Here is a 21516-nt window from a genome sequence, read left to right on the forward strand (position 1 = left end):
AGAAATAATTTCAACAAATTTGCATGTGCCGTATTTAGTTGGCGTTTTTCTTATTCAATAAGATTTTCCATTAGCCATTTAACTATTTAAAGAAGTAAAGATCATTGCCCTATGATTCGAGTTTTTTGTGTTTTGCTAATTTTGCTTCAATCATTAATTTCTTTTTCTCAACGAAATGTTAAGAAAGATTTTGTTTTTCCTGACAAAATAAAATTGGATAAATCTGCTTATCGATTGAAGCAAAATAAGGCTGATTCAATCAAGTATTGTTCCAATGATACTGTTTTAAACGGACTCATTGATCCTTTGCACCATATAGATAATGTGGGTTTTCGATTTATCGTTCGTGAATTGGAAATGAATTATTCAAAAAAGAAACATCAGACTGATTCTGTGCAGGATGCAGTAAATACTTTATTACAATACGTAAAAAATGATAGTATTCGGGATATGGTTTACTATCTGAAGAAATACATTGAAACACGAAAGACTGAAGAAGCGCTCCGAAAAGTAAAAAAACAAATGGAGTTGGAGAAGGTGTTGAGTTACCAGCCGGAATTATTAAAACCTGATGAGTTGGATACAGATGATTCTTGGAAGGCTCATGCATTGGAGGAGTTGTTTGAGTATGTTGAAAATGATCCGGTTCATCAATGGATCAGGGAAATCAGCAGAGATTCGGTTCTGTTAGGCGTGAAAAATTATCAGAACGATTCAATTAAATTCTGGATTAATAATGGAAAACAGGATTTTAAACGATTTTGGTTGAAGAAAAATAAAAGGGATTCTATCGGAATATGGGTTCAGAATACCAAAGATCGATCGGTTCGTATTCTTGTTGATGACGATGTATACCAGCAGTCAGTTCAGAAATCAAAAATGAGAGGAACGAGGGTGAAACTGGAAGAGAAAATTTCAAGTGATCAGTATAGTTTAGCGAAACTAGGTAAATATAAACGCTATTCTCAAAAATGGAAATTGGGTGCTACTATTGGCTTCTATTTTAATCAAGGTCATGTAAGTGATAGTTGGGCCGGAGGAGGCGAAAGTTCAATTGCTACCATATCAACCATAGATGCATTCGCAAACTACAAAAAAGGGAATCATACCTGGGACAATAAATTAGCTGTTAAGTATGGTCTTTTAAAGTCGGGAGACAATGGATTTCGAAAAAATGAGGATCGTATAGAATTTGAGACGAAGTATGGTCAAAAGGCTGTTAGGAAATGGTATTATTCAGCTCTGTTTAATCTGAAAACCCAAGCTGTAAGAGGATATACATACCCAAATAATGCTGAAAAAATATTAAAATCATCCTTTTTTGCACCAGCTTACATTATCGCATCAATTGGTATGGACTATAAACCCAGTAAAAAATTGTCGGTCTTATTGTCTCCGGTAGCAGCAAAATATACAATTGTAAGAGACACTGGTAATATTGATCAAACGGCCTATGGAGTAGATGCCGATAAAAAAGTTAAAAAAGAAGTCGGATCATATGTTAATGTCTATCACAAGTTTGTATTTTGGGATGAAATGAGTGTTGAAAATAAACTGACCTTATATTCCAATTACTCGGATAAGCCTAAAAATATTGATGTGGACTGGGAGATGATTCTGGTAATGCCAATTAATCAATACATATCTACAAAATTATCAACTCATTTGATATCAGATGATGATACAGGTTCAAAAGTTCAGTTCAAAGAAAATCTTGAGGTGGGAATCAGCTATCGCTTTTAGGGAAGTAATTACTGGTAATTATTTTTTTTGTATCGATATAAAAGATGTTTTAAAACCTTTTTTACTTACTATAAAAAATACTAATTTTCTGATCTAAATTTAAAGTATAAATCGATGAGTTTAATTTATAGAGTACCTGGTGTTGGAAAGATTGAGATTGACACATTAGTTGTTGATTCGAATGGAACATTAACGGTTAAGGGTGAAATTGTTTCTGGTGTGATTGAAAGAATACAGCGTTTACAATCCTTTGGAGTAAATGTTGTGATGATTTCTTCTGATCAAAGAGGAAACGCACGTGAATTATCTGATTCTACCGGAATTACCTACTACGAAGCTAATAACTCGAGAGAAAAAGAAGATATATTGCTTTCATTAGGAAGTAACAAGGTTGCTGCAATTGGAAATGCCCGTATCGATATTGGGCTGTTTGTGCAGTCGGTTGTTTCTATTGCTACATTGCAAGGCGAAGGAATTCATAAAGATGTGATTGATCATGTGGATGTAATTGTTCCATCTATTAATGATGCCTTAGACTTCTTTTTGGATGAAGACACATTTATAGCAACAATGAAACGTTAATAGTTTCGTGCTAAAATATTTAGAATCTCCTTATGGGAGATTTTTTTTTGTTTTGCTGAAAATAAGGGCTTCTTTTTGCGAAAATGATATTTATATAGATATGTTTTTATTAATTGTTTCAAGTGTGGCGATCGTTTTTGGAATTTATTGGTATTTTATTCATATTCCTGATTATACAGGATATATTTCGGTTGATGGCGGAGAATTAAAAAAATACAGCAAAGCTGAAGAATTATTTGCTTTAACTCAAAGTCCTGTTGATGATATTTGGATAGTAGATACCCGTGAGGAAGAATATTTTCTATTGGGACACATTCCAACGGCTGTTAATTATCCTTTTGATGAAATTGAAAATAGATATTCCGAAATGCCATTGGGAACCAAACTGATTTTTTATTGCGATTTAACATTGAAATCTCAAAATGTCATCAACTTTTTAGAGGAAAAAGGACATACCCAAATGCTGAATTGGGGCAAATACAAATACTGGACTTATCCTGAAATTGCAGAGGAAGATATATTTGTTTAAAGTAAATTTTGATAGATGTTAAGATTTTCATCATCGAAAATGCAAAAAATAATTTTGCGAATGGATTTTAGCTGTTTCGCTTCTTCCCGAATTGTTTTAATCGCTATCTCTGCGGCATCTTTTTTCGGGAAACCATAAACTCCAGTGCTGATATTTGGAAATGCAATGCTCTCTAAATTTAAATTTTCGGCCAATCGGATGCTGTTTTTGTAGCAATTCTTGAGGAGTTGTTTTTCATTGCAATTTCCTCCTTTCCAAATTGGGCCAACAGTATGAATAACATGCTTTGCCGGAAGATGGTATGCCTTTGTTATTTTTGCTTCACCCGTTGGACAACCATTTAATTTTTTACATTCTTGTAACAATTCAGATCCTGCTGCCCGATGAATAGCTCCATCAACACCGCCTCCGCCAAGCAGGCTTTCATTAGCTGCATTCACAATTGCATCAACATGTAATTTGGTCAGATCTGATTTCTCAATTAAAATTTCCATTATTGCAGAGGCTTTAAATCATGTTTTTTCAGCGCATAAATTCCAAAACAGGCTTTCAATTTTTAAATTTAGAGATTAGCTTAAAATTAGTAATTCAAATTCATTATAAAAAATGACCCGAAATCGATTGCAATTCACTGATTGTGAAATTGTTTGTTCGAGATTGAAAAAATATTTTTACTTTAGCCGAGCTAGCCAAGCAAATTGATTGAAATATATTAAATTGACAATTATGAAAAGAGTATTAGTTGCAACCGGAGGTGGTGATTGCCCGGGGTTGAATGCTGTAATTCGCGCCGTTGTGAAACGTGCAGCTCAGGAAAAAGATTGGGAAGTAGTAGGAAGTATTCAGTCTTTCGATGGAATATTGAAAGAACCAACTGAGATAAAAATATTAGATGATGCTGCTGTAAAAGGAATCCACTACCAAGGTGGTACAATAATTGGAACTACCACAAAGGGTGGTCCATTTGCTTGGCCGGTTAAAAATAAAGATGGCTCTTGGGGTTCTGCCGATCGTTCAGACGAAATGATTCGCAAATTACAATACTTGGGAATCGATGCTGTAATTAGTATTGGTGGTGATGGTTCCCAGAAAATTTCACAAGCTCTTTACGAAAAAGGACTGAACATTATTGGGGTACCTAAAACCATTGATAATGACCTTTCTGCAACAGATTTTACTTTCGGTTACCAAACTGCAGTTCAGATTTGTACGGAAGCTGTTGATAAGTTAAAAACTACTGCGGCATCTCATAACCGTGTTTTTATTTTGGAAGCTATGGGACGTGATGCGGGATGGATTGCTTTAAGTGCTGCTATTGCTGGTGGTGCAGAAGCTTGTTTAATTCCGGAGATTCCTTATGATATTAAAAAAATTAAGGAAAAGTTAGATACTCGTTTCCTAAAAGGGAAAGGTTTTGGTATTATCGTTGTTGCTGAAGGAGCTATGCCTAAAGGTGGTGCTGCGTTGGCTGCACAAAGTACCGAAGTAGGTAACCCTAACTTGAAATTAAGTGGTGCTGCCGATCGTTTGTTAGTTGAATTGAAAGAAGCAGGTGTTGAGGCTGATATTCGTACAACTGTATTGGGTCACTTACAACGTGGTGGTATTCCTTTGGCTTACGACCGTGTTTTGGCAACTCAATTTGGTGTTAAAGCATTCGAGATGGTGTTGGAAGGAAAATTCGGTCAAATGGTGGCGTATCGTCATCCTGAGGTTGTTGGAGTTCCTCTTCCTGAAGCTATCGGAAAACAAAACCTTGTTGATCCTAAAGCTAACTTGGTTAAAACAGCTAAAGGTGTTGGTATCGCATTTGGAGACTAATTCTTTTGCAAAAGATACAACCGGAGTCCTTATGGATTCCGGTTTTTTTATGCTTTAAGAGTTTTAATTGTACCAATTTAATTTCAAAACAGACTTTAATTAAAATGAATTAATTTTTAGCTGTATCGAGGCAAAAAAGTAAAGCACAGCCATGTTGCGATGCATCTTTTTTAACGAAGATATAGCTGAAAAGAAACATTTTATAAGCCATGTTTTGATGTTAATTTGGGATTACTCAGAAAACCGATGTTTCCACTCCGGTTTTGGAACCATGCATTGGTTTTTTTTACCAAACCAATTGTATCGGTTTCTTGAAATTAGATTGTATACCCAGTCGGTAATCATTCTTGGTACGAACTTAAAGAAGTACAATGCTCTCCAAGGATAAATTAAGTGTTTCGTTAGTTCTAAAACAGCAGTGCTTTTTGTGTAAATTTGCTCGTTTTCGATGAAGATTATGGTGCTAAGTTCTTCATTGGTAAGTTTGTATTGAGCCAGTAAATCTTTCGCAAAATCAGACTGAAGGGATGCAAAATGAAGATTTTCTTTTCTGTTACAGGCAAGTAAAAATTGAACGGAAGTAGTGCATAAATTGCAAACCCCATCGAAAAGTACGATAGGGTTTGAATAATTTCGATCTGATTTGATATGTTGCATATTAACTATTCGTAAAACAGTTTGCAAGACAAATTGTTCATCCCTTAATAGATAAAATTAAAAATAAATCCGACACAAAGAATTCCTGCAGCAACTATTCCTACAAATGCCAGTATCAAAGGCATTTTTAAAACTTTTTTAAGGATAATGATTTCGGGTAAGGACAAACCAATTACCGACATCATAAAGGCAAGTGAAGTTCCCAGCGAAGCTCCTTTTTCGATTAAAACGCTCACAATTGGAATGATGCCTGCAGCATTTGAATACATGGGAATCCCGATAAGGATTGATAACGGAACAGAGTACCATGCTGATTTTCCCATTAATGCAGCCATGTAATCTTCAGGAACGTAACCGTGTGCAGCCGCGCCAATTGCAACACCAATAACTATGTAGAGCCAAATTTTACCGACAATTTCTTTAACTGTATCCAAACCAACCTTAATACGATGCGAAAAGTTCATTTTGGTTTCATCTGTTCCTGCTTGTCCGGTTTTCACCTCAAAAACCCAGGCTTGTACATATTTTTCAAGCTTTAAAACTCCTATCAGATAGCCTGCAAAAATTGCAATGAGTAAACCGGTTAAAGTATAGATAATTGCAGTTTTCCATCCAAATAAACCAACCAACATAATGAGTGCTATTTCATTTACCATCGGAGCTGCAATCAGGAAACTGAAAGTAACTCCTAAGGGTACGCCAGCCTCAACAAATCCCAAAAACAAAGGAATTGCAGAACAAGAACAGAAAGGAGTCAGAACACCAAGCAGTGCTGCCAGAATATTTCCCATGAAAGTGGATTTTCCGGCCAAAGCGTTTCTGGTTTTTTCAGGAGAGAAATAACTTCTGATAATACCAACACCAAAAATGATTAGTACTAATAACAGCAGAACTTTAGGGACTTCGAAAATAAAGAAGCGCAAGGTTTCTGAAAGGTGCGTGCCTTTTTGCATCCGAAAAACGGTATCGATTAAAAAATCGGATATATTTTGCAAATTGGCGTACAATAAATACCATACGGGAAGTAAAAGAAAAGCCAGAAGAAGTTGCTTTCTATTTGTGATTTGTATTGATTTAATCATAGTGATTGATAGCCTTTAAGCAATAAAAAAGATGTAAGTGAAATAGAGACCGGATAGAATGAAAATGACAGCAGCCACTTTTCTGAACCAATACTCGAAACTTTTAACCTTATTGTAAAAATTACCTACACCGGATAGTGTGAAAGCAAGCAGATAAGCAATTATTATAACCGGAAGACCGGTTGCAAGGGCATAAACTATTGGGAGAAACAATCCATCGGGCTGCGAAATACTCAGTGGAATTAACATTCCGAAGTACAAAATGCCGCTATAAGGGCAGAACGCCAGTGCAAAAACAATACCTAAGAGCAATGCACCCCAGTAGCTTCCTTTAATTTTTTCACCATTAATTTTATTCGTTAGTTTTCCAACTCCTGGAAAATTGATCGAAATTATATCGAGCATAAATATTCCAACCAGAATTAAAACCGGACCCAATAATCGTTCCCCATAGGCGTTGAAGAATGAGGATATGTTAAATTTACTGGCTCCAAAATACAAAATGATGCCCAAAACAGTATAGCTAACGGCTCTGCCCAGTGTATAAATCAGTCCGCTGATAAAAATCTTTTTCCTGTTCCCCAAATCCTTACTGATATATGCAGTTGCAGTAATATTTGTGGCCAAAGGACATGGACTAATTGCAGTCATAAGGCCAAGCAGGAATGCTGAAAGAACGGGTAAGTTGCTTTGAGATAAAAGTTGATCTAAATATTCCATTTTGCAATTGTTTCTGAAAATAAAAACGGCAATAATATCTTAATCACATCACAATTTATATTGCCGTGTGTCATCAATATTTCTTCAATCAAGTCAATATTGAATCGAAATTACATATCGGCTTTTAAAGTAGATTCCAGTTTTTCAACGTAAGCTTTGGTGTCGTTAATAGCAGTACGGAATGCAAAATTGGTTAGGTTTTCAATTTCACCTGATTTAGTGTGCTTAATGAAAAGGGAAGAGCCCGATGCCTGAAATTCTTTAGCCAAAGCTTCATTTCCTTCTTCATCCAGATTAATATCGAAGAATTTTGCATTCATTTTTTCTGCAATCTCCTTTGCTTTTTCGCCTACAGCTTTACACGTTTTGCATTTTCTGTCGCCATGAAAATAATAGATACCTGCGTTTTCAACGTTTTGCGTGGTTAATTTACTTTCTGCAGATTTTTCACATTTACTGCAATCATTTGTGCAGGCAACTTTGGTTTCTGCTTTTGCAGTTTCTTTTTTTGTATTCGATTGACAAGAAGCAAAGCTGATACCAATTGCCAGAAGGCTATATAATGCTAGATTTTTCATTTTAGAAATGTTTATGCGTTTTGAATAAATTCTTTGATTTCAGATACTGAAGGCACTTTCCCGCTCACTACCACTTTTTCGTTGATAACAAGAGCCGGAGTTGACATCACACCATAAGAGAGAATCTTTACCATATCATCCACTTTCGTGATGTTTGCATCAATTGCAAGTTCTTCTACTGCTTTTTTGGCAGCTTCGGCTAATGTGCCGCATTTTTTACAGCCGGGACCTAATACTTTAATTTCCATAATAATGTTTTGTTTGTGTTAATAGTAATTTGCTTTGACGAGAGCGGGAGAGGAGATGGAGTCTGGAATCTCATATCTGGTATCTCACATCCGTTACTTGAAAAATTCTGTAAATAATTTTTGAGCCATAGCCCAGTTTTCTTTGTTTAGGCAGTATTTAATTTTAGGAGCGGTAATTTCGCCCTGAATTAAACCTGCATTTTTTAGTTCTTTTAAATGCTGAGACAGGGTAGATCTGGCAATGGGAACTTCCTCTGCCAAATCGCCGCTGTAACAGCAGGTTTGTTTCGAAAGTAAATCGCAGATATAAATGCGCACCGGGTGCGACAAGGCTTTGGCAAATCGGGCCAATTGTTTTTCTTCAGTAGAATAGAACTCTTTTACTTCCATTTGTTTCGTATTTCGTAAAATTACGAAACGAAGATAGTGGGAAATTTTAAAAGAGCAAAATTTTGATGGAAAAATTACTGATTGCCTGTTGTGGTTTTTAGCACAGGTATAATCTGTGCATGTTTGTTTCGTTCCATTAGTGTTAGCCCCAAGGGGGCGAAATATTTTATTTGACTGGAATTTCGACAATGCAACCCCATAGGTTTACTTGCATCTCTTATTTATGCTGAGGCATTTAAATTTATGCCGATGTAAAACAGTAGTTATTTTTATAATTTTTCAGGTGAATATCTTTCAAGTATCTTATTAATTTCCGGATTTCGCTTTATTATTTTTTCATAAATAAAGTGCCAATATTCTGTTGCATCTATATTTCCCTGCATGTTGTTTCGAACAAAATAAGCTGTTTTAATAAATTTGTCTTTCCTTAAATCTTCCCAAAAAACAGGGCTTTCTAATTTGCAAACCCTTTTTATTTCGGCAAAGTAGGCAGTCCCTTTTCTCCATGAAGCTTTCTCTTTAACTAATTCGCCTGTTCTTACAAAAATATCAGTGATTGCTTTTGTGGGTGAAGCCCTATAGATTAATAATAAATCTCCAATAGAAGAATTGGCAGAAAGTCCCCAAGTCAATTTGTTTTTATTTAGGCCTTGAGTTTGGTCAGAGATGACTGGTTGAATCCATATTTTAGTTCCAAATCCAAAGTAGTGCTTTAATTCAATTATTCTTAGATTATCTGGGCAGTCTGGCCAATTATCTTCCCAACAGACAATCCAGTCACATGCTTCCGGTGAGTGTTTGTGTGTTTTAAAATTTCGGGATTTAAATTCAAATTCTATTCGAATTTTTTTTTCGCCATTTCCTGTTTTCTGATAAGCGATACAATCAGGGAAAGCAGCGCGAATTTCTTCTACTCTTATTCTGAATTTAGGTGCAATAGACGCAAAAAGATAAACGACGCCAAATTCATTTGTTGGGGCGTAATGAAGTGGTGCTTTTTCTAATATTTCGGATCTTTTGTCTGGCATAGGGATTTGTGTTTGGAGAAATTTTAAATAATGTACAAAATATCGGAGAGGGTATTGTCCTTTGTTTATGATATATGACCGATTTGTTGTTCATTGAGAAATTATATAAAAATAAAACCCCAAATTAAGAATAATACTTAACATCCTGTCAATATTATTTGAGCATTACATTGTGTAACTAATAATTAATGCCTGTTTCCGCCTCGCAGGGCAGTATTCCCGTTGCAGGAGGCATCTTCCTGGTAAATGGGCTATGTTTCCATCAGATTTGCCCATTTCGACACCCGCTTAACCAATTTTCCCATCAGATCAGTCTGTTTTACTGTTTACATAGGCATGTTTCCGTCGTGCCAGGCTATTTCCCTGCCTTACTTGTCAATTTTACCGCTTCCGAATGTATCTTTCCATCATTTGAATTAATTTTCCTGTCAAATCAATCAATTCTGTTCATTGCAGAGATACTTTACCATAACGAAAGTATCAGAAACAGTGTGTTTTGTGATAAAATTAAATTTATGTTCCGTGAAAATTTTATTTTATCATTCTTAATAGGTAATTTAAGTATTCTTTAAAAGTGAACGTAAATAATATTATTAATTTAAAGAACGAAAATTATGTGGTTAAGTCCATCAAGATCCGAATCTAAGTTTTTTGAACGAGTTCGTATTGCGCTAACTAACGCCGAATCGCATTCTGAAATAAAGGCTGCTTTAATTGAATACGGTGTAAATGAAACTTTTATTGCCGAAGGCTGGCAGATGTTTAATCGTGCCAAAGAAGCTTGGGAGCGTAATAAAATGGAGGTGTCGGAAACCAAATTGGCATCGAATGTTTACCATAAGGCGTATAACGAATTAGAAATGAAATTTAAGAGGCATCGCCATTTAAGTCTGATACTTTTCAGGAAAGATCCCGATATGCAAATTCTGTTAGGTTTAAAAGGGCGTTTTCCGGTTGTCTACAATAAATTTTTCGATAGTGTGAAATTGTATTATACCAGCATAATAACTATTCCTGAAGTGCAAAATAAAATGGCAGTAATTAAGATTACTCCCGAAGTTGCATCTTCCCAGCTTTCAGAATTGGATCACCTGCTTACTCTTCGTGCCGATTTCGATAAGGAAAAGGGAGAGTCTCAGGATACTACTGTATCTAAAAATACAGCCCTTCATGAACTTAGCGAATGGATGGATAATTTCGATATATTGGCTGAAATTGCACTTTACGACAATCCACAACGTCTCGAAGTGTTGGGCGTACTAGTTAAGAGCTAAGGATTATCTTTAAATTTCCTATTATAAAAAGCCGGTTTCCTTCAAAGGAAACCGGCTTGCACTCATCGTTTAATTTGTATTTATTCAGCAGTTTGCACTTCGCAGGAATTGCCCATGCAGTTTGGTCTTACTTCAGGTTGTTTCATCAATTTCAGTTTAACGGCCAGAAAATAAAGCTGGCAGCCAACACAAATACCAAATGCGGTTTCAACAAACATTAAAAGCATGCAGAGCAGACAAAGCATGCAAACCGATTCGAAAATTGTGGGATCGCTTTGCAAAGGAATTGATAAAAAGAATACGACCGATGAAATGGCCAATCCTAAGCTCCATGCAAATCTTTTTTGCACAGCACCAATGTATATTGGTTCTTGTTTGATCACGATTAACCGGGCTATTATATTCGAAGGAGCGTATTTAGGATTAATAAACACACTAATCAGGAAGCTTAGCATCATAAATCCCGATACGTAAGGAATTGGCACATAATTTTGAAAAAATACTCCGGCAACAACAGCAACCAATCCCATGATGAATAGGATTCCTGCGCTTGCACGAACTTCTCTTTCGTTTAAAACTTTGTAGCTAATTCCGTCTACATATTCTCCAAAACTCACTATTGACATCTTCTTGTATTTTTATTTATAATCGATTGGCAAAATAATAAAAATACCTGTAGGTATTAAATGTAAATAGTTAAGCAAATGTTAAAGTAGGTTTTTCAATTGCCTCTGGATTTATCTTAGAAATAGGAATGAATGTTCCAGATTATTATTCATTCATGGAATAAAAAAAGCCGGCTCCCAAAAGGAAACCGGCTCTATAAATATTTGTGTGAGACTATCTAATCTGAGCTCCCAATTGTTTTTCGTAGCTCTTAATCAGTTTCTGCATAATCTTATCAATTTGCTTGTCTTCCAATGTTTTTTCAGTGTCCTGAAGAATGAAACTTACTGCGTACGATTTTTTATCTGCACCCAGTTTTTCACCTTCGTAAATATCAAACAGAGAAACAGATTTCAGCATGCTCTTTTCACAGTTAAAAGCGATGGTTTTAATTTCAGCAAAGCTGGTTGCCTTGTCAATCAGTAAAGCCAAATCTCTTTTAACAGCAGGGTATTTAGGAATTTCGGTGTAAGCAACTTTGTTTTTAGTTGCCTCTCCAATTAAAGTTTCCCAATCGAAATCTGCATAGTAAACAGGAACATCAATGTCCATTGCTTTTAGAATTTTACCGCTTACCATTCCAACTTCAACCAATACTTTTTTCTTAACTCCGTAGCTTAAGCCTTCGGTAAACTGGTCGTTTTCGGTTTCGTTAATTCTTAATTTATCAATCTTGAATCCGAAACGTTTCAGTACATTTTCAGTAAATGCCTTTATGTGGAAGAAGTTTGTAGGTTCTTCTTTTAAATTCCAGTTTGCAGCTGTTTTGTTTCCACACATGAAAACACTCAGGTGCTCTTTTTCGAAATAGTTGTCAACCGGATTTTCGTTTTCTTCCTTCTTAAAGTGTTGGTACGATTTACCAAACTCATAGAATTTTAAATCCGCATTTCTGCGGTTGATATTGTAAGCAATACATTCCAGCCCACCAAAAAGGAGACTCTGACGCATCGCATTTAAATCGGAACTAAGCGGGTTAAAAATACGAACGGTATTCTCTGGGTTCAAGCTTTCCAGGTTCTCGTAGTAAGATGCTTTGGTCAGCGAGTTGTTCATGATCTCGTTGAAACCAGAATACGATAACAGATCAGCAATGGTATTTCTTAGTTTGTGCTCGTCTGGTTTTGGAGCATAGCTTAATGATGCATTTACCTTACCGGGAACTTCAACATTGTTGAAACCATAAATGCGCAGTACTTCTTCTACAATATCGGCTTCACGCTTAACATCTACTCTATAAGGAGGAACTAAAAGGTTTAATGTATCACCATCTTCCTTTTCGATACCGATTTCAAGAGCTGTTAAAATGTTTTTGATCGTTTCCTTTCCAATTTTTTTACCGATTAATCTTTCAATACGATCAACGCTTACCTCAACTTTAAAATCGGCAACCGGGTTCGGATAAATATCAATCACTTCCGATGAAATGCTGCCACCTGCAATCTCTTTAATTAAAAGAGCTGCACGTTTCATAGCATAAATGGTATTGTTAGGATCAGTTCCACGCTCAAAACGGAAAGATGCATCGGTGTTTAAACCATGACGGCGGGCCGTTTTACGAACAGATACTGAATCGAAATAAGCACTTTCAAGAAATACAGAAGTAGTTGATGCGCTAACACCCGATTCTAATCCTCCGAATACACCTGCGATACACATCGGCTCTTCAGCGTTGCAAATCATCAGGTCGTTTTCGTTCAATTCCCTTTTTGTTTCGTCAAGAGTAGTGAATTGAGTGCCGCCAGCTAAGGTTTTTACGATTACTTTATTTCCTGCTATTTTCGAGTAATCGAAAGCATGCAATGGCTGACCTGTTTCAAACAATACGAAATTGGTGATATCCACTACGTTGTTAATTGGTTTTAAGCCAATTGCTTTCAAACGGTTTTGCAGCCACTCCGGCGATTCTGCTATGGTAATACCGTTTACACAAACACCTGAGTAACGGTGACAAGCTTCGGGGTTTTGAACCACAACTTCAATTGGAGTACTGTTATTTTCAACTTTAAAAGCTTCAACCGAAGGCATTTTATATTCTATTGCTTTTTGTTGCTTTAAATAAGCAGCCAAATCTCTGGCAACACCAATGTGAGATGCGCCGTCAATTCGGTTAGGAGTCAAATCGATTTCTATGGCAATATCATCTTCCACATTGAAATATTTAGCGGCAGGAGTACCAACAACCGCTTCGGCAGGAAGAACCATAATTCCCTCGTGACCTGTGCCAACACCAATTTCGTCTTCGGCGCAAATCATACCCAATGAAATCTCTCCTCTTATCTTCGATTTTTTAATGGTAAAGCTTTCGTCTCCATCATACAAAACAGTACCAACAGTAGCTACCACCACTTTTTGTCCGGCAGCCACGTTGGATGCGCCACAAACAATTGGTAATAATTCTTCGCCATTCACATCAACACTTGTTATGCTCAAATGATCCGAATTTGGATGGGGAATACAAGTTTTCACTTCACCTATAACCAAACCTTCCAAGCCACCTTTAATGGATTGGATTTTTTCGATTCCACCAACTTCCAAACCAATTTGAGTTAGAATGTCATCCATTTCAGCAGGCGTAAGATCAATATCAATGTAATCTTTAAGCCATTTGTACGATACCTTCATTGTATGTGTATTTTATCAGATAGTTTTCAAAATTATGGATAAAGTGATGCATTTGCTTCACCTTATTCTGCAAGCTTACAAAAGTAGAAATTTTACCTTCAAGTAACAAGCAGGATAGAAGCTTAAAATTGGCAAGCTTTAAGAAAATGAATTAAGCACAAAGAGAAAAGTACAGCACCAGGTAACTCCAAGAATAAAGGAGTTTAAATCTAACAGAAAACTAAACACTGAGCACACCGGGGTTTATGAAGTTTTTCCTCAGTGCCTCTGTGGTTCTTCTTTTTATAAGTTGAGACATTTGACACCTTGCTTTGTGTTTCTTTGTGAAATCCTTCGCGTTTCCTTTGTGGTTAAAATATTTATCGTTCCAGGAAATTGATTATTGCCCCTATTTCGAATATATTTGTAGAATTATCAAAACAGAATTATGAGCGAAGCTAAAGAGAAACCAATCATACTTGTAACGAATGACGATGGACTTAATGCCAAAGGGATAAAGGCTTTGGTTGCTATGGTTAAAGATTTTGGAGATATTTATGTGGTAGCGCCAAACCGAACAAATTCCGGCAAATCGAATTCCATAACTGTTGAGGTTCCTATTCGAATTAAAAAGGTTCGGGATGAAGAGAATCTTCATATTTACAGTTGTAAAGGAACACCTGTTGATTGTGTTAAGCTCGCATTGAATAAGATATTACCCAAAAAACCGGATTTTCTGGTTTCAGGGATTAATCATGGCGCAAATACATCGGTAAGTGTTTTATATTCCGGCACAATGGGCGCTGCTATCGAGGGCTGCATCAATGGAATTCCATCCATTGGATTTTCATTGAATGTATTTGATGCTGATGCTGATTTTACCCAATCAGTAAAGTATGGCCGTAAAATATTCGCTAATTTGTTGCAGAATGGAATAGCAGCTGGTGTTTGTTTGAATGTGAATTTCCCTAAAGATGAGATCAAAGGCATTCGTGTGTGCCGACAGGCTGCCGGCAGATGGAATGAGGAATTTGATCACAGACAAGATCCTTTTGGAGGAGATTATTACTGGTTGACCGGACATTTTAAGAATGCAGAACCTCATAATGAGGAAACCGATGAGTGGGCCATTAAAAATGGATATGCATCGGTGGTTCCAACTCAAATTGATATGACAGCACACGATTTATTAGAGAATTTAAAAAAATGGAATTATGAAGTCCAGGATTAATTCAACCCCTTTGGGATTGATTATTGGGATTTTGGTTCCTATTCTCTCAATTTTTCTTGTCTTTGCTGTCAGATTTAAAGCCGAGATGAGCTTAGAGACGTTTATCGACAGTTTGCTGGTTCATAAAATTTACACAAAGGTAATGGCACTTGGAGTGTATTTTGGGAACATTGTTTTCTTTTTCCTTTTTATAAAAACAGATCTGTTGAAGGCAGCAAGAGGAGTGTTGCTGGCAACAATATTATATTCTCTGGCGATAATGGTGTTCCGTTTTGGAATGTAACAAGGGGAGTAGTTAGTAACTTGTTTTTAGTAATTAGTTTTGTGAAGGATCTTGAATTTGTAAATTGTTCAGTCTCCATTATAAAACTATAAACAATCTTTAATTACTACTCAAGGCTGTAAATTATCTAAGTACTATTTACTCTGTACTAATTGCTGAAAAAAATGAAACGTCCATGTAGAAAGCGTTCAACACACAGGGAAATGATTATAATGGTAAGTTCCATGTGGCAAAAACTTAAAATTATAAACACATGAAATACTATATCATCACCGGGGAGGCATCGGGAGATCTTCACGCATCGAATTTAATGAAAGAATTGAAAATTCAGGATCCGGAAGCTGAATTTCGATTTTGGGGAGGTGATTTAATGCTGGCACAGGGGGGCGAACTGGTAAAGCATTATCGCGAAACTGCTTTTATGGGTTTTTTGACTGTGGTGAAGAATCTGGGAAAGATAAAAGCGAATTTTTCTCTTTGTGAAACAGATTTGCTGAAATTTAATCCGGATGTTTTGATTTTGGTTGATTACCCAGGATTTAATTTGCGTATGGCAAAATTTGCCAAAAAGCATGGATTCCGTGTTCATTACTACATTTCGCCTAAAATCTGGGCTTGGAAAGAATCCCGGGTGAAGAAGATTAAAGCCTATGTAGATAGGATGTTTACCATTTTTCCTTTCGAGACTGAATTTTATCAGAAGCACAATTTTGAGGTAAGTTTTGGTGGTAATCCACTTTTGGATGCGCTTGAGAATCGCCACAATAAAGAGGAAGGTTTCCCTGATTTTATTAAAAGAAACAAACTGAGTGAAAAACCAATTATTGCTTTACTTGCCGGATCGCGTAAGCAGGAAATTGAGCGGGTGTTGCCTGTAATGTTGGAATGTGCAGATTCTTTTCCTGATCATCAGTTTGTAGTTGCAGCCGCTCCATCAATTGATGCGGAATTTTATGCTTCTGTGGTTGGCGATCAAAATGTGCAATTTGTTTATGGGCAAACCTATGATTTGCTGCAGCAAGCGAAAGCCGCTGTTGTTACTTCGGGCACTGCAACTCTGGAAACGGCATTGCTTCGTATTCCTCAGGTAGTTTGTTATTTAACCGGAGGAGGGAAGCTGTTATTTACAATCGGGAAGCGGCTTTTAAAGGTGAAGTACATTTCGCTCGTTAATTTAATTATGGATCGCTTAATTGTAAAAGAGCTGATTCAGCACACCTGCAATAAAGAGATGATTACTCAGGAACTAAATCAAATTCTTTTCGATAAAGAGTACCGCATTCAAATGCTCTACGATTATCAGCTGTTAAACGAAAAATTAGGTGGTGCAGGAGCATCTGCACGCTTTGCTAAAATGATTTACGAAGATTTGCAGCGGTAGAAAAGCTGACAAATTGCAGCATGCTATTCCGGCAATATCTTTGCGGTTGGACTTTGGTTGTTTACCTGAACTCTACTAATTTCAATGTCCGGATTTCCAGTGTAATAAATATCTCCGCTGCTGTAAACGGTTACGTTTAGTTCATTTTCGGCCCAAACATGCGCTTCGCCTATTCCATTTTGTGCCAGATTTACTTTCTTGCTTTGTAACTCAGAAGCTTTAATGTTGATAATGCCGTTCAATACATAATTTGAAGTTGGGCAAATGCCTTTAAATTCATATCCTCCTGCTGCCGTTCCAAAAGAATGAAAATCGAGGAAATCATACTTTAAATCCAGCTTCATTTCTATCAATTCACTTTCTGAAGTGATGTCGATATCCAATCGATTTCCACTTAATACTCCTTTGCTGGAAAAAGAAGCCGGAGCATCTGCTGTAATTAGTTTGAGTTCTTTTAAATGAATTTCAGCTTCGATTAAATCAAAAATTTTAAGATTGTTTTTATGAGTATGATTAATAGTAAGGTTTTGATCGCTTATAACAACAGAGGCTTTTGAAATAATGTTCTCACCACCTTTTAACAGAAGAAATTCTTCTTCATCTTTCACTAATGTTATTTTGAATGTGTTGAGATTTTTAATACTGGAAATCTCAGGCAGATCAATCCTTTTTACCATGTACTCTCCTTCATTTTCAAAAGGATTCAGAGTTTCACAAGATGTTAGTGTGAGAAGTAATAAAACGAATATGTAAATTTTATTTTTCACTTTTATCTCTTTTGATTCGATACCCGATTCCCCATTCTATATAATCAGCTTTTCCCATATGTGCTTTTAAGCTCAAACTGGTTACTAAATGCTTATTAAGTCTGTAGCGAATGCCAAGTCGCGTATAAACAGGTTTCTCAGGCTCTGTTTTATAATAGGTGTAAACGCCAATGTTGGCAATAATACTAAATTTCTCTATAACAAGATCATGAGAAATAAAAAATGCTTGACTAAAACGATTTTCAAAGTCCGTCTCAGGTTCAAAATCCCATTTTCCTCTGTTGGCTGCTTTATTGTAAAATAAATCAATTCCAAAGCCTATTTTTTGTTTTGCATTAATTCCGAAAGAATAATTCCCTGTTACGCTGGATGTGTAATATTTATGATGATCTTTCTCCGAAGCCTGCTTAATTCCATTGCCATAAATCAATATAAATTCATTGGGTAATTTCTCTTCTCTTACTGCCGGGGTGAAGGATTTTCTGCTTTTTTCATTCCAATAGTACTTTACCCCAAAATTACTTGTTAAAATATTTAGTCCCTTGTTGGGAGCACTAATTGAACCATTTGAAATGTGATTGAATCCAAGTCCCGCATTAATTCCCCATTTAGAATTGATTGAATAACTTCCCTGAGCAATTAATTTAAAAAAAGCATTGAATTTGGTTCCGATGGCCAGGTTTGTGTAGTTTCTAACCGGATCGAAGTGTTTTTTTGTATAACCAAGCCCAATGCCCAATTGTGCGTTAATTTCCCATTTATTACCTCGTGATAGGGGGAAGTTTATGTATGGAAAAATAGCGGTTACATTCCCCAATACCTTATCGTTGCCCAAACTGCCATGATACAATCCAAGGCCAATTTCAGGTTGTTTGTACAACTTAGCCCAGTTTTTTTCATTCGATGGTATGTAACCCATATTTAATTCTACGGCAGAAATTTGATCATTTATTAAATAGCTGATGGATTTATGATGAGGCATAACCACTCCGTAATGATATCGAATAGTAGTTGTGAATATGTCCTTATTGTTCTTTCCTTGAGTAAATGCACTTTTACAGAAAACAAAAAATATAAAAAGGAGAAAGTAGTTTTTCATTTTATGGTATTGATTTCATCAAAGCTCATTGTTAAAATGTTAACTTAGAATTTATCTGAAAAAGTATCGTTTTCAATTGAATTTTGTAATCACGGATCAAATTTATGTAAGTTAAATTGATTTCGCAAAGAGTTTTTTTCAACTGGAATAATTTTGCAAATTTGTAGAATAAGAATTTTAACCAGAACTTAAATATATGTTGCCACTGCTTAGCAAGGAAATCAGGACTTTTTTCAGCTCAATTTCAGGGTACTTAATTCTCTCCATATTTTTAATTGCAACAGGATTGTTTGTTTGGGTTTTTCCAGGCAATTCAAATCCTTTGGACTCAGGATATGCGAATTTGGATGTTCTTTTTGAAATGGCACCCTGGATTTATTTGTTTTTGATACCGGCAGTATGCATGCGATTTTTCGCAGAAGAGAAAAAACAGGGTACAATTGAACTTTTAATGACTCGTCCAATATCCGATATGGGAGTTGTGTTGGCAAAATATTTTGCAGGTCTTGCTGTTGTTACATTTTCTCTATTGTTTTGTCTGGTTTACTACTACTCCATTTATTATTTGGGCAGTCCTGTTGGGAGTATTGATTCCGGAGCATTTTGGGGATCTTTTATTGGTCTGTTCTTATTGGCAGGAGTTTATGTTTCGATAGGTGTGTTTGCCAGTTCATTAACAGATAATCAGATTGTTGCTTTCTTATTGGCTTTGGTGTTTTGTTTCATTTTCTTTATTGGTTTCGATTATATAGGTGAGATTAACAGCATGCAATACTTGCAAAACCTGATTGTTTCGATGGGAATTAATGAACATTACAGATCCATTTCAAGAGGAATTGTTGATTCCCGGGACTTGCTGTATTTTATAGGGATTATAACGGCTTTTCTTTTGCTGACACGGACAGTTCTTAAGAGTAGAAAATGGTAATTGAATTTAGATATGGTACAAAATAGAAAATTAAAAGACCTTTTTCAATTACTGATATCGCTGTTGGCTTTGGTAATTGTTATTCAAGTTTTACAAGTGTATTTTTTCCGTTTGGATTTGACTTCCGAAAAACGATATTCTTTATCGGATAATACAAAAGAGTTGGTGTCTCATTTAGAGAAGGACTTGTATTTTGAAGTATATCTCTCGGGAGATTTACCCTACGGATTCACAAAACTGCAAAAGGCCTGTTTGGAAATGATTGATGAATTTTCGTCCTGCTCCAATGTTAATATATCGTATTCTTTGATCAATCCTAATGATGTTTCTAATCCGAAAAAGCGAAAAGAATTTCTTGATCAATTGGTGAGTAGAGGCTTGAAACCAATTAATCTGCAGGAGAAAACCACTGATGGCAGCTTAAATCAGAAGTTGGTGGTTCCGGGAATTATTGTTCATGACAGAGAGAAGGAGACAAGTGTTCATTTATTAAAAAGTGTGGCTGGTTTATCATCCGACCAAAATTTAAATCATTCCATTGAAGAGTTGGAGTTTGAACTGACCTCGGCAATTAGGATGCTTCAGAATAATAAGCCAAAAGAAATAGCATTTCTTACCGGACATGGCGAATTGGGAGAGTATGAAGTTGCTGATTTTACAGCTTCTCTTCTGCAGCGTTATGAAGTAAAAAGAATTCATGCTCAGTCTTTAAATATTCAAAAAAATCGGTATTCAGCCTTGGTAATTGCGCAGCCGCGTAAGGAGTTTTCCGAAGAAGATAAATATCAGATCGATCAGTACGTGATGAATGGCGGACGTGTGATGTGGCTGGTTGATGAGGTGATTGCTTCGATGGATAGTTTGGTGACTAAGGAGAGTACAATGGCCTTTTTTCAGCCGTTAAATATGGAAGACCAATTGTTTAAATATGGTGTAAGAATTAATCCTGATTTGGTGATGGATGTTCAGAGTCAGCTGATTCCTGTGCAGACAGCTTTGCCTGGTCAGCCAGCCAAGTTTACACCGGCACCATGGTATTACTCACCACTTTTGGCAGCTCCCGATTCTCATCCAATTACACGAAAATTAAATGTGATAAAAGCTGAGTTTGCAAACTCGATTGATTTTGTAGGCGATAATAAACAGATAAAAAAACAGGTTTTATTGGCCAGTTCAGAATATACAAGACTTGAAAAAGTTCCTAAGCCAATTAGCCTGAATATTGTAAATCAAAAAATGGAGGCTGCCGATTTTCCTGCCGGCTCAAAAAATATTGCGGTTTTATTAGAAGGGGTATTTCCATCTGTTTTTCAGAATAGAATCTGGAAAGGAATCAATAAAAATGATTTTAAAACGGAAAGTGTTCCAACTAAAATGATTATAATATCGGATGGTGATGTAATTAAGAACAGAGTAAGAGGAGTGGGGAATAATCGCCAGATTGAAGCTCTGGGATACGATAGATATAGTAAATCAACATATGGCAACAGGAGCTTTCTGCTTAATTGTGTTGATTATTTGTGTGATGATAATGGGTGGATGGAATTGCGGTCGCGCGAGGTGAAATTAAGAATGCTGAACAAAACAAAAATCCGATCGGAAAGATTGTTTTGGCAGCTTGTGAATGTGTTGCTGCCTTTAATTCTACTTCTTGTTTTTGGGCTTGTTCGTTTCTATATCAGAAAACGAAAATTTGCGTCATCGGTTGACTCAAATATTGCTTAGAAATACTATTTTTGCCGCCACTAAAATAAAGTTTAAGAAGGTCTTCTTTTATTCTGAGTTTTATTTTTTTATGATTTTTATTGTGGTGCAATAAAGAGTAATAATGGTAAATAACATCCATTCAATCAAATAGTGATTTTATTTACTGGAACCAGCTTTGTTTTTTGAATGAAGATTGTC

The 21516-nt window shown here is 36.0% G+C and carries 22 protein-coding genes; 10 read left to right on the forward strand and 12 right to left on the reverse strand.

Features of this window, described 5'->3' with window-relative positions; genetic code table 11:
• The first annotated feature begins 111 nt into the window (after positions 1-111).
• The 3 genes from ACHZAX_RS04100 (at position 112) to ACHZAX_RS04110 (ending at position 2854) form a co-directional block, all read left to right on the forward strand.
• Positions 112-1743 carry a DUF3078 domain-containing protein gene (locus tag ACHZAX_RS04100; protein WP_320018118.1) on the forward strand — a complete coding sequence of 544 codons (1632 nt, stop codon included), beginning with the start codon at positions 112-114 and terminating at the stop codon, positions 1741-1743.
• Between the two features lie 114 nt (positions 1744-1857).
• Positions 1858-2325: an HAD family hydrolase gene (locus ACHZAX_RS04105; protein ID WP_101309329.1), complete on the forward strand. Its 468-nt coding sequence runs from the start codon at positions 1858-1860 to the stop codon at positions 2323-2325.
• A gap of 100 nt (positions 2326-2425) precedes the next feature.
• The gene (locus tag ACHZAX_RS04110; RefSeq protein WP_143470861.1) at positions 2426-2854 is read left to right on the forward strand and encodes a rhodanese-like domain-containing protein; all 429 of its coding nucleotides are present in this window, start codon (positions 2426-2428) and stop codon (positions 2852-2854) included.
• On the opposite strand, the gene ACHZAX_RS04115 is transcribed toward ACHZAX_RS04110, so the two are convergent.
• Positions 2851-3348, reverse strand: coding sequence for an O-acetyl-ADP-ribose deacetylase (locus tag ACHZAX_RS04115; RefSeq protein ID WP_320018119.1), 498 nt, complete (start codon positions 3346-3348; stop codon positions 2851-2853). The genes ACHZAX_RS04110 and ACHZAX_RS04115 overlap by 4 nt on opposite strands.
• 232 nt (positions 3349-3580) lie before the next feature.
• Here ACHZAX_RS04115 and ACHZAX_RS04120 point away from each other — a divergent pair, with 232 nt between their 5' ends.
• A complete protein-coding gene (locus ACHZAX_RS04120) occupies positions 3581-4675 on the forward strand; it encodes a 6-phosphofructokinase (RefSeq protein ID WP_101309326.1) in 1095 nt (364 codons plus the stop codon).
• A gap of 231 nt (positions 4676-4906) precedes the next feature.
• Here ACHZAX_RS04120 and ACHZAX_RS04125 read toward each other — a convergent pair whose 3' ends face one another.
• The 7 genes from ACHZAX_RS04125 to ACHZAX_RS04155 all read right to left on the reverse strand — a co-directional run bounded on the left by ACHZAX_RS04125 (position 4907) and on the right by ACHZAX_RS04155 (position 9378).
• Positions 4907-5332, reverse strand: coding sequence for a thiol-disulfide oxidoreductase DCC family protein (locus ACHZAX_RS04125; protein ID WP_101309325.1), 426 nt, complete (start codon positions 5330-5332; stop codon positions 4907-4909).
• Positions 5333-5376: 44 nt separating this feature from the next.
• Positions 5377-6414 carry a permease gene (locus tag ACHZAX_RS04130; protein ID WP_320018120.1) on the reverse strand — a complete coding sequence of 346 codons (1038 nt, stop codon included), beginning with the start codon at positions 6412-6414 and terminating at the stop codon, positions 5377-5379.
• Between the two features lie 15 nt (positions 6415-6429).
• Complete coding sequence (locus tag ACHZAX_RS04135) at positions 6430-7134, reverse strand: aromatic aminobenezylarsenical efflux permease ArsG family transporter (RefSeq protein ID WP_320018121.1); 705 nt, start codon at positions 7132-7134, stop codon at positions 6430-6432.
• Positions 7135-7244: 110 nt separating this feature from the next.
• Entirely contained in the window at positions 7245-7712 is a 468-nt protein-coding gene (locus ACHZAX_RS04140) for a nitrophenyl compound nitroreductase subunit ArsF family protein (RefSeq protein WP_320018122.1), read from the reverse strand.
• Between the two features lie 11 nt (positions 7713-7723).
• The gene (locus ACHZAX_RS04145) at positions 7724-7960 is read right to left on the reverse strand and encodes a thioredoxin family protein (protein ID WP_101309321.1); all 237 of its coding nucleotides are present in this window, start codon (positions 7958-7960) and stop codon (positions 7724-7726) included.
• Positions 7961-8053: 93 nt separating this feature from the next.
• Complete coding sequence (locus ACHZAX_RS04150; protein ID WP_320018123.1) at positions 8054-8350, reverse strand: ArsR/SmtB family transcription factor; 297 nt, start codon at positions 8348-8350, stop codon at positions 8054-8056.
• Between the two features lie 269 nt (positions 8351-8619).
• On the reverse strand, positions 8620-9378 hold the full coding sequence (locus ACHZAX_RS04155; RefSeq protein ID WP_320018124.1) for a hypothetical protein: 759 nt from the start codon (positions 9376-9378) through the stop codon (positions 8620-8622).
• 614 nt (positions 9379-9992) lie between these two features.
• Here ACHZAX_RS04155 and ACHZAX_RS04160 point away from each other — a divergent pair.
• A complete protein-coding gene (locus ACHZAX_RS04160) occupies positions 9993-10652 on the forward strand; it encodes a PQLLE family protein (protein ID WP_101309318.1) in 660 nt (219 codons plus the stop codon).
• An 80-nt stretch (positions 10653-10732) separates the two neighbouring features.
• Here the strand turns inward: ACHZAX_RS04160 and ACHZAX_RS04165 are convergent, their stop codons facing one another.
• Complete coding sequence (locus ACHZAX_RS04165; RefSeq protein ID WP_320018125.1) at positions 10733-11278, reverse strand: DUF4395 domain-containing protein; 546 nt, start codon at positions 11276-11278, stop codon at positions 10733-10735.
• Between the two features lie 214 nt (positions 11279-11492).
• Entirely contained in the window at positions 11493-13943 is a 2451-nt protein-coding gene (pheT, locus tag ACHZAX_RS04170; RefSeq protein ID WP_320018126.1) for a phenylalanine--tRNA ligase subunit beta, read from the reverse strand.
• A 427-nt stretch (positions 13944-14370) separates the two neighbouring features.
• Between pheT and surE the strand changes: the two genes are divergently transcribed.
• The 3 genes from surE (at position 14371) to lpxB (ending at position 16817) form a co-directional block, all read left to right on the forward strand.
• The gene (gene surE / locus ACHZAX_RS04175) at positions 14371-15153 is read left to right on the forward strand and encodes a 5'/3'-nucleotidase SurE (protein ID WP_320018127.1); all 783 of its coding nucleotides are present in this window, start codon (positions 14371-14373) and stop codon (positions 15151-15153) included.
• Positions 15137-15436, forward strand: a complete 300-nt coding sequence (locus ACHZAX_RS04180; RefSeq protein ID WP_101309314.1) for a hypothetical protein — start codon at positions 15137-15139, stop codon at positions 15434-15436. Before surE ends, ACHZAX_RS04180 begins: the two co-directional genes overlap by 17 nt.
• 253 nt (positions 15437-15689) lie before the next feature.
• Positions 15690-16817 (forward strand): lipid-A-disaccharide synthase, encoded by a 1128-nt coding sequence (gene lpxB, locus ACHZAX_RS04185; RefSeq protein ID WP_320018128.1) that lies wholly within the window; start codon positions 15690-15692, stop codon positions 16815-16817.
• Positions 16818-16840: 23 nt separating this feature from the next.
• Here lpxB and ACHZAX_RS04190 read toward each other — a convergent pair whose 3' ends face one another.
• Both ACHZAX_RS04190 and ACHZAX_RS04195 read right to left on the reverse strand, forming a co-directional pair.
• The gene (locus tag ACHZAX_RS04190; protein ID WP_320018129.1) at positions 16841-17584 is read right to left on the reverse strand and encodes a GIN domain-containing protein; all 744 of its coding nucleotides are present in this window, start codon (positions 17582-17584) and stop codon (positions 16841-16843) included.
• Entirely contained in the window at positions 17574-18683 is a 1110-nt protein-coding gene (locus tag ACHZAX_RS04195; RefSeq protein ID WP_320018130.1) for an acyloxyacyl hydrolase, read from the reverse strand. Before ACHZAX_RS04195 ends, ACHZAX_RS04190 begins: the two co-directional genes overlap by 11 nt.
• A gap of 196 nt (positions 18684-18879) precedes the next feature.
• Between ACHZAX_RS04195 and gldF the strand changes: the two genes are divergently transcribed.
• Together gldF and gldG are read left to right on the forward strand one after the other, a co-directional pair.
• Entirely contained in the window at positions 18880-19611 is a 732-nt protein-coding gene (gene gldF, locus ACHZAX_RS04200; protein WP_320018131.1) for a gliding motility-associated ABC transporter permease subunit GldF, read from the forward strand.
• A gap of 12 nt (positions 19612-19623) precedes the next feature.
• Positions 19624-21336, forward strand: a complete 1713-nt coding sequence (gene gldG, locus ACHZAX_RS04205; RefSeq protein WP_320018132.1) for a gliding motility-associated ABC transporter substrate-binding protein GldG — start codon at positions 19624-19626, stop codon at positions 21334-21336.
• Positions 21337-21516: the final 180 nt, after the last annotated feature.

The organism is Labilibaculum manganireducens, from assembly GCF_963665805.2.
Taxonomy (GTDB): Bacteria; Bacteroidota; Bacteroidia; order Bacteroidales; family Marinifilaceae; genus Labilibaculum; species Labilibaculum manganireducens.

Coding starts and splice junctions, on each gene's coding strand:
- pheT (WP_320018126.1), bottom strand. CDS start 13,943: ATGAAGGTATCGTACAAATGGCTTAAAGATTACATTGATATTGATCTT.
- ACHZAX_RS04130 (WP_320018120.1), bottom strand. CDS start 6,414: ATGATTAAATCAATACAAATCACAAATAGAAAGCAACTTCTTCTGGCT.
- ACHZAX_RS04125 (WP_101309325.1), bottom strand. CDS start 5,332: ATGCAACATATCAAATCAGATCGAAATTATTCAAACCCTATCGTACTT.
- gldF (WP_320018131.1), top strand. CDS start 18,880: ATGTTGCCACTGCTTAGCAAGGAAATCAGGACTTTTTTCAGCTCAATT.
- ACHZAX_RS04145 (WP_101309321.1), bottom strand. CDS start 7,960: ATGGAAATTAAAGTATTAGGTCCCGGCTGTAAAAAATGCGGCACATTA.
- ACHZAX_RS04195 (WP_320018130.1), bottom strand. CDS start 18,683: ATGAAAAACTACTTTCTCCTTTTTATATTTTTTGTTTTCTGTAAAAGT.
- ACHZAX_RS04115 (WP_320018119.1), bottom strand. CDS start 3,348: ATGGAAATTTTAATTGAGAAATCAGATCTGACCAAATTACATGTTGAT.
- ACHZAX_RS04135 (WP_320018121.1), bottom strand. CDS start 7,134: ATGGAATATTTAGATCAACTTTTATCTCAAAGCAACTTACCCGTTCTT.
- ACHZAX_RS04165 (WP_320018125.1), bottom strand. CDS start 11,278: ATGTCAATAGTGAGTTTTGGAGAATATGTAGACGGAATTAGCTACAAA.
- ACHZAX_RS04150 (WP_320018123.1), bottom strand. CDS start 8,350: ATGGAAGTAAAAGAGTTCTATTCTACTGAAGAAAAACAATTGGCCCGA.
- gldG (WP_320018132.1), top strand. CDS start 19,624: ATGGTACAAAATAGAAAATTAAAAGACCTTTTTCAATTACTGATATCG.
- ACHZAX_RS04105 (WP_101309329.1), top strand. CDS start 1,858: ATGAGTTTAATTTATAGAGTACCTGGTGTTGGAAAGATTGAGATTGAC.
- ACHZAX_RS04100 (WP_320018118.1), top strand. CDS start 112: ATGATTCGAGTTTTTTGTGTTTTGCTAATTTTGCTTCAATCATTAATT.
- ACHZAX_RS04110 (WP_143470861.1), top strand. CDS start 2,426: ATGTTTTTATTAATTGTTTCAAGTGTGGCGATCGTTTTTGGAATTTAT.
- ACHZAX_RS04180 (WP_101309314.1), top strand. CDS start 15,137: ATGAAGTCCAGGATTAATTCAACCCCTTTGGGATTGATTATTGGGATT.
- surE (WP_320018127.1), top strand. CDS start 14,371: ATGAGCGAAGCTAAAGAGAAACCAATCATACTTGTAACGAATGACGAT.
- ACHZAX_RS04120 (WP_101309326.1), top strand. CDS start 3,581: ATGAAAAGAGTATTAGTTGCAACCGGAGGTGGTGATTGCCCGGGGTTG.
- ACHZAX_RS04140 (WP_320018122.1), bottom strand. CDS start 7,712: ATGAAAAATCTAGCATTATATAGCCTTCTGGCAATTGGTATCAGCTTT.
- ACHZAX_RS04155 (WP_320018124.1), bottom strand. CDS start 9,378: ATGCCAGACAAAAGATCCGAAATATTAGAAAAAGCACCACTTCATTAC.
- ACHZAX_RS04160 (WP_101309318.1), top strand. CDS start 9,993: ATGTGGTTAAGTCCATCAAGATCCGAATCTAAGTTTTTTGAACGAGTT.
- lpxB (WP_320018128.1), top strand. CDS start 15,690: ATGAAATACTATATCATCACCGGGGAGGCATCGGGAGATCTTCACGCA.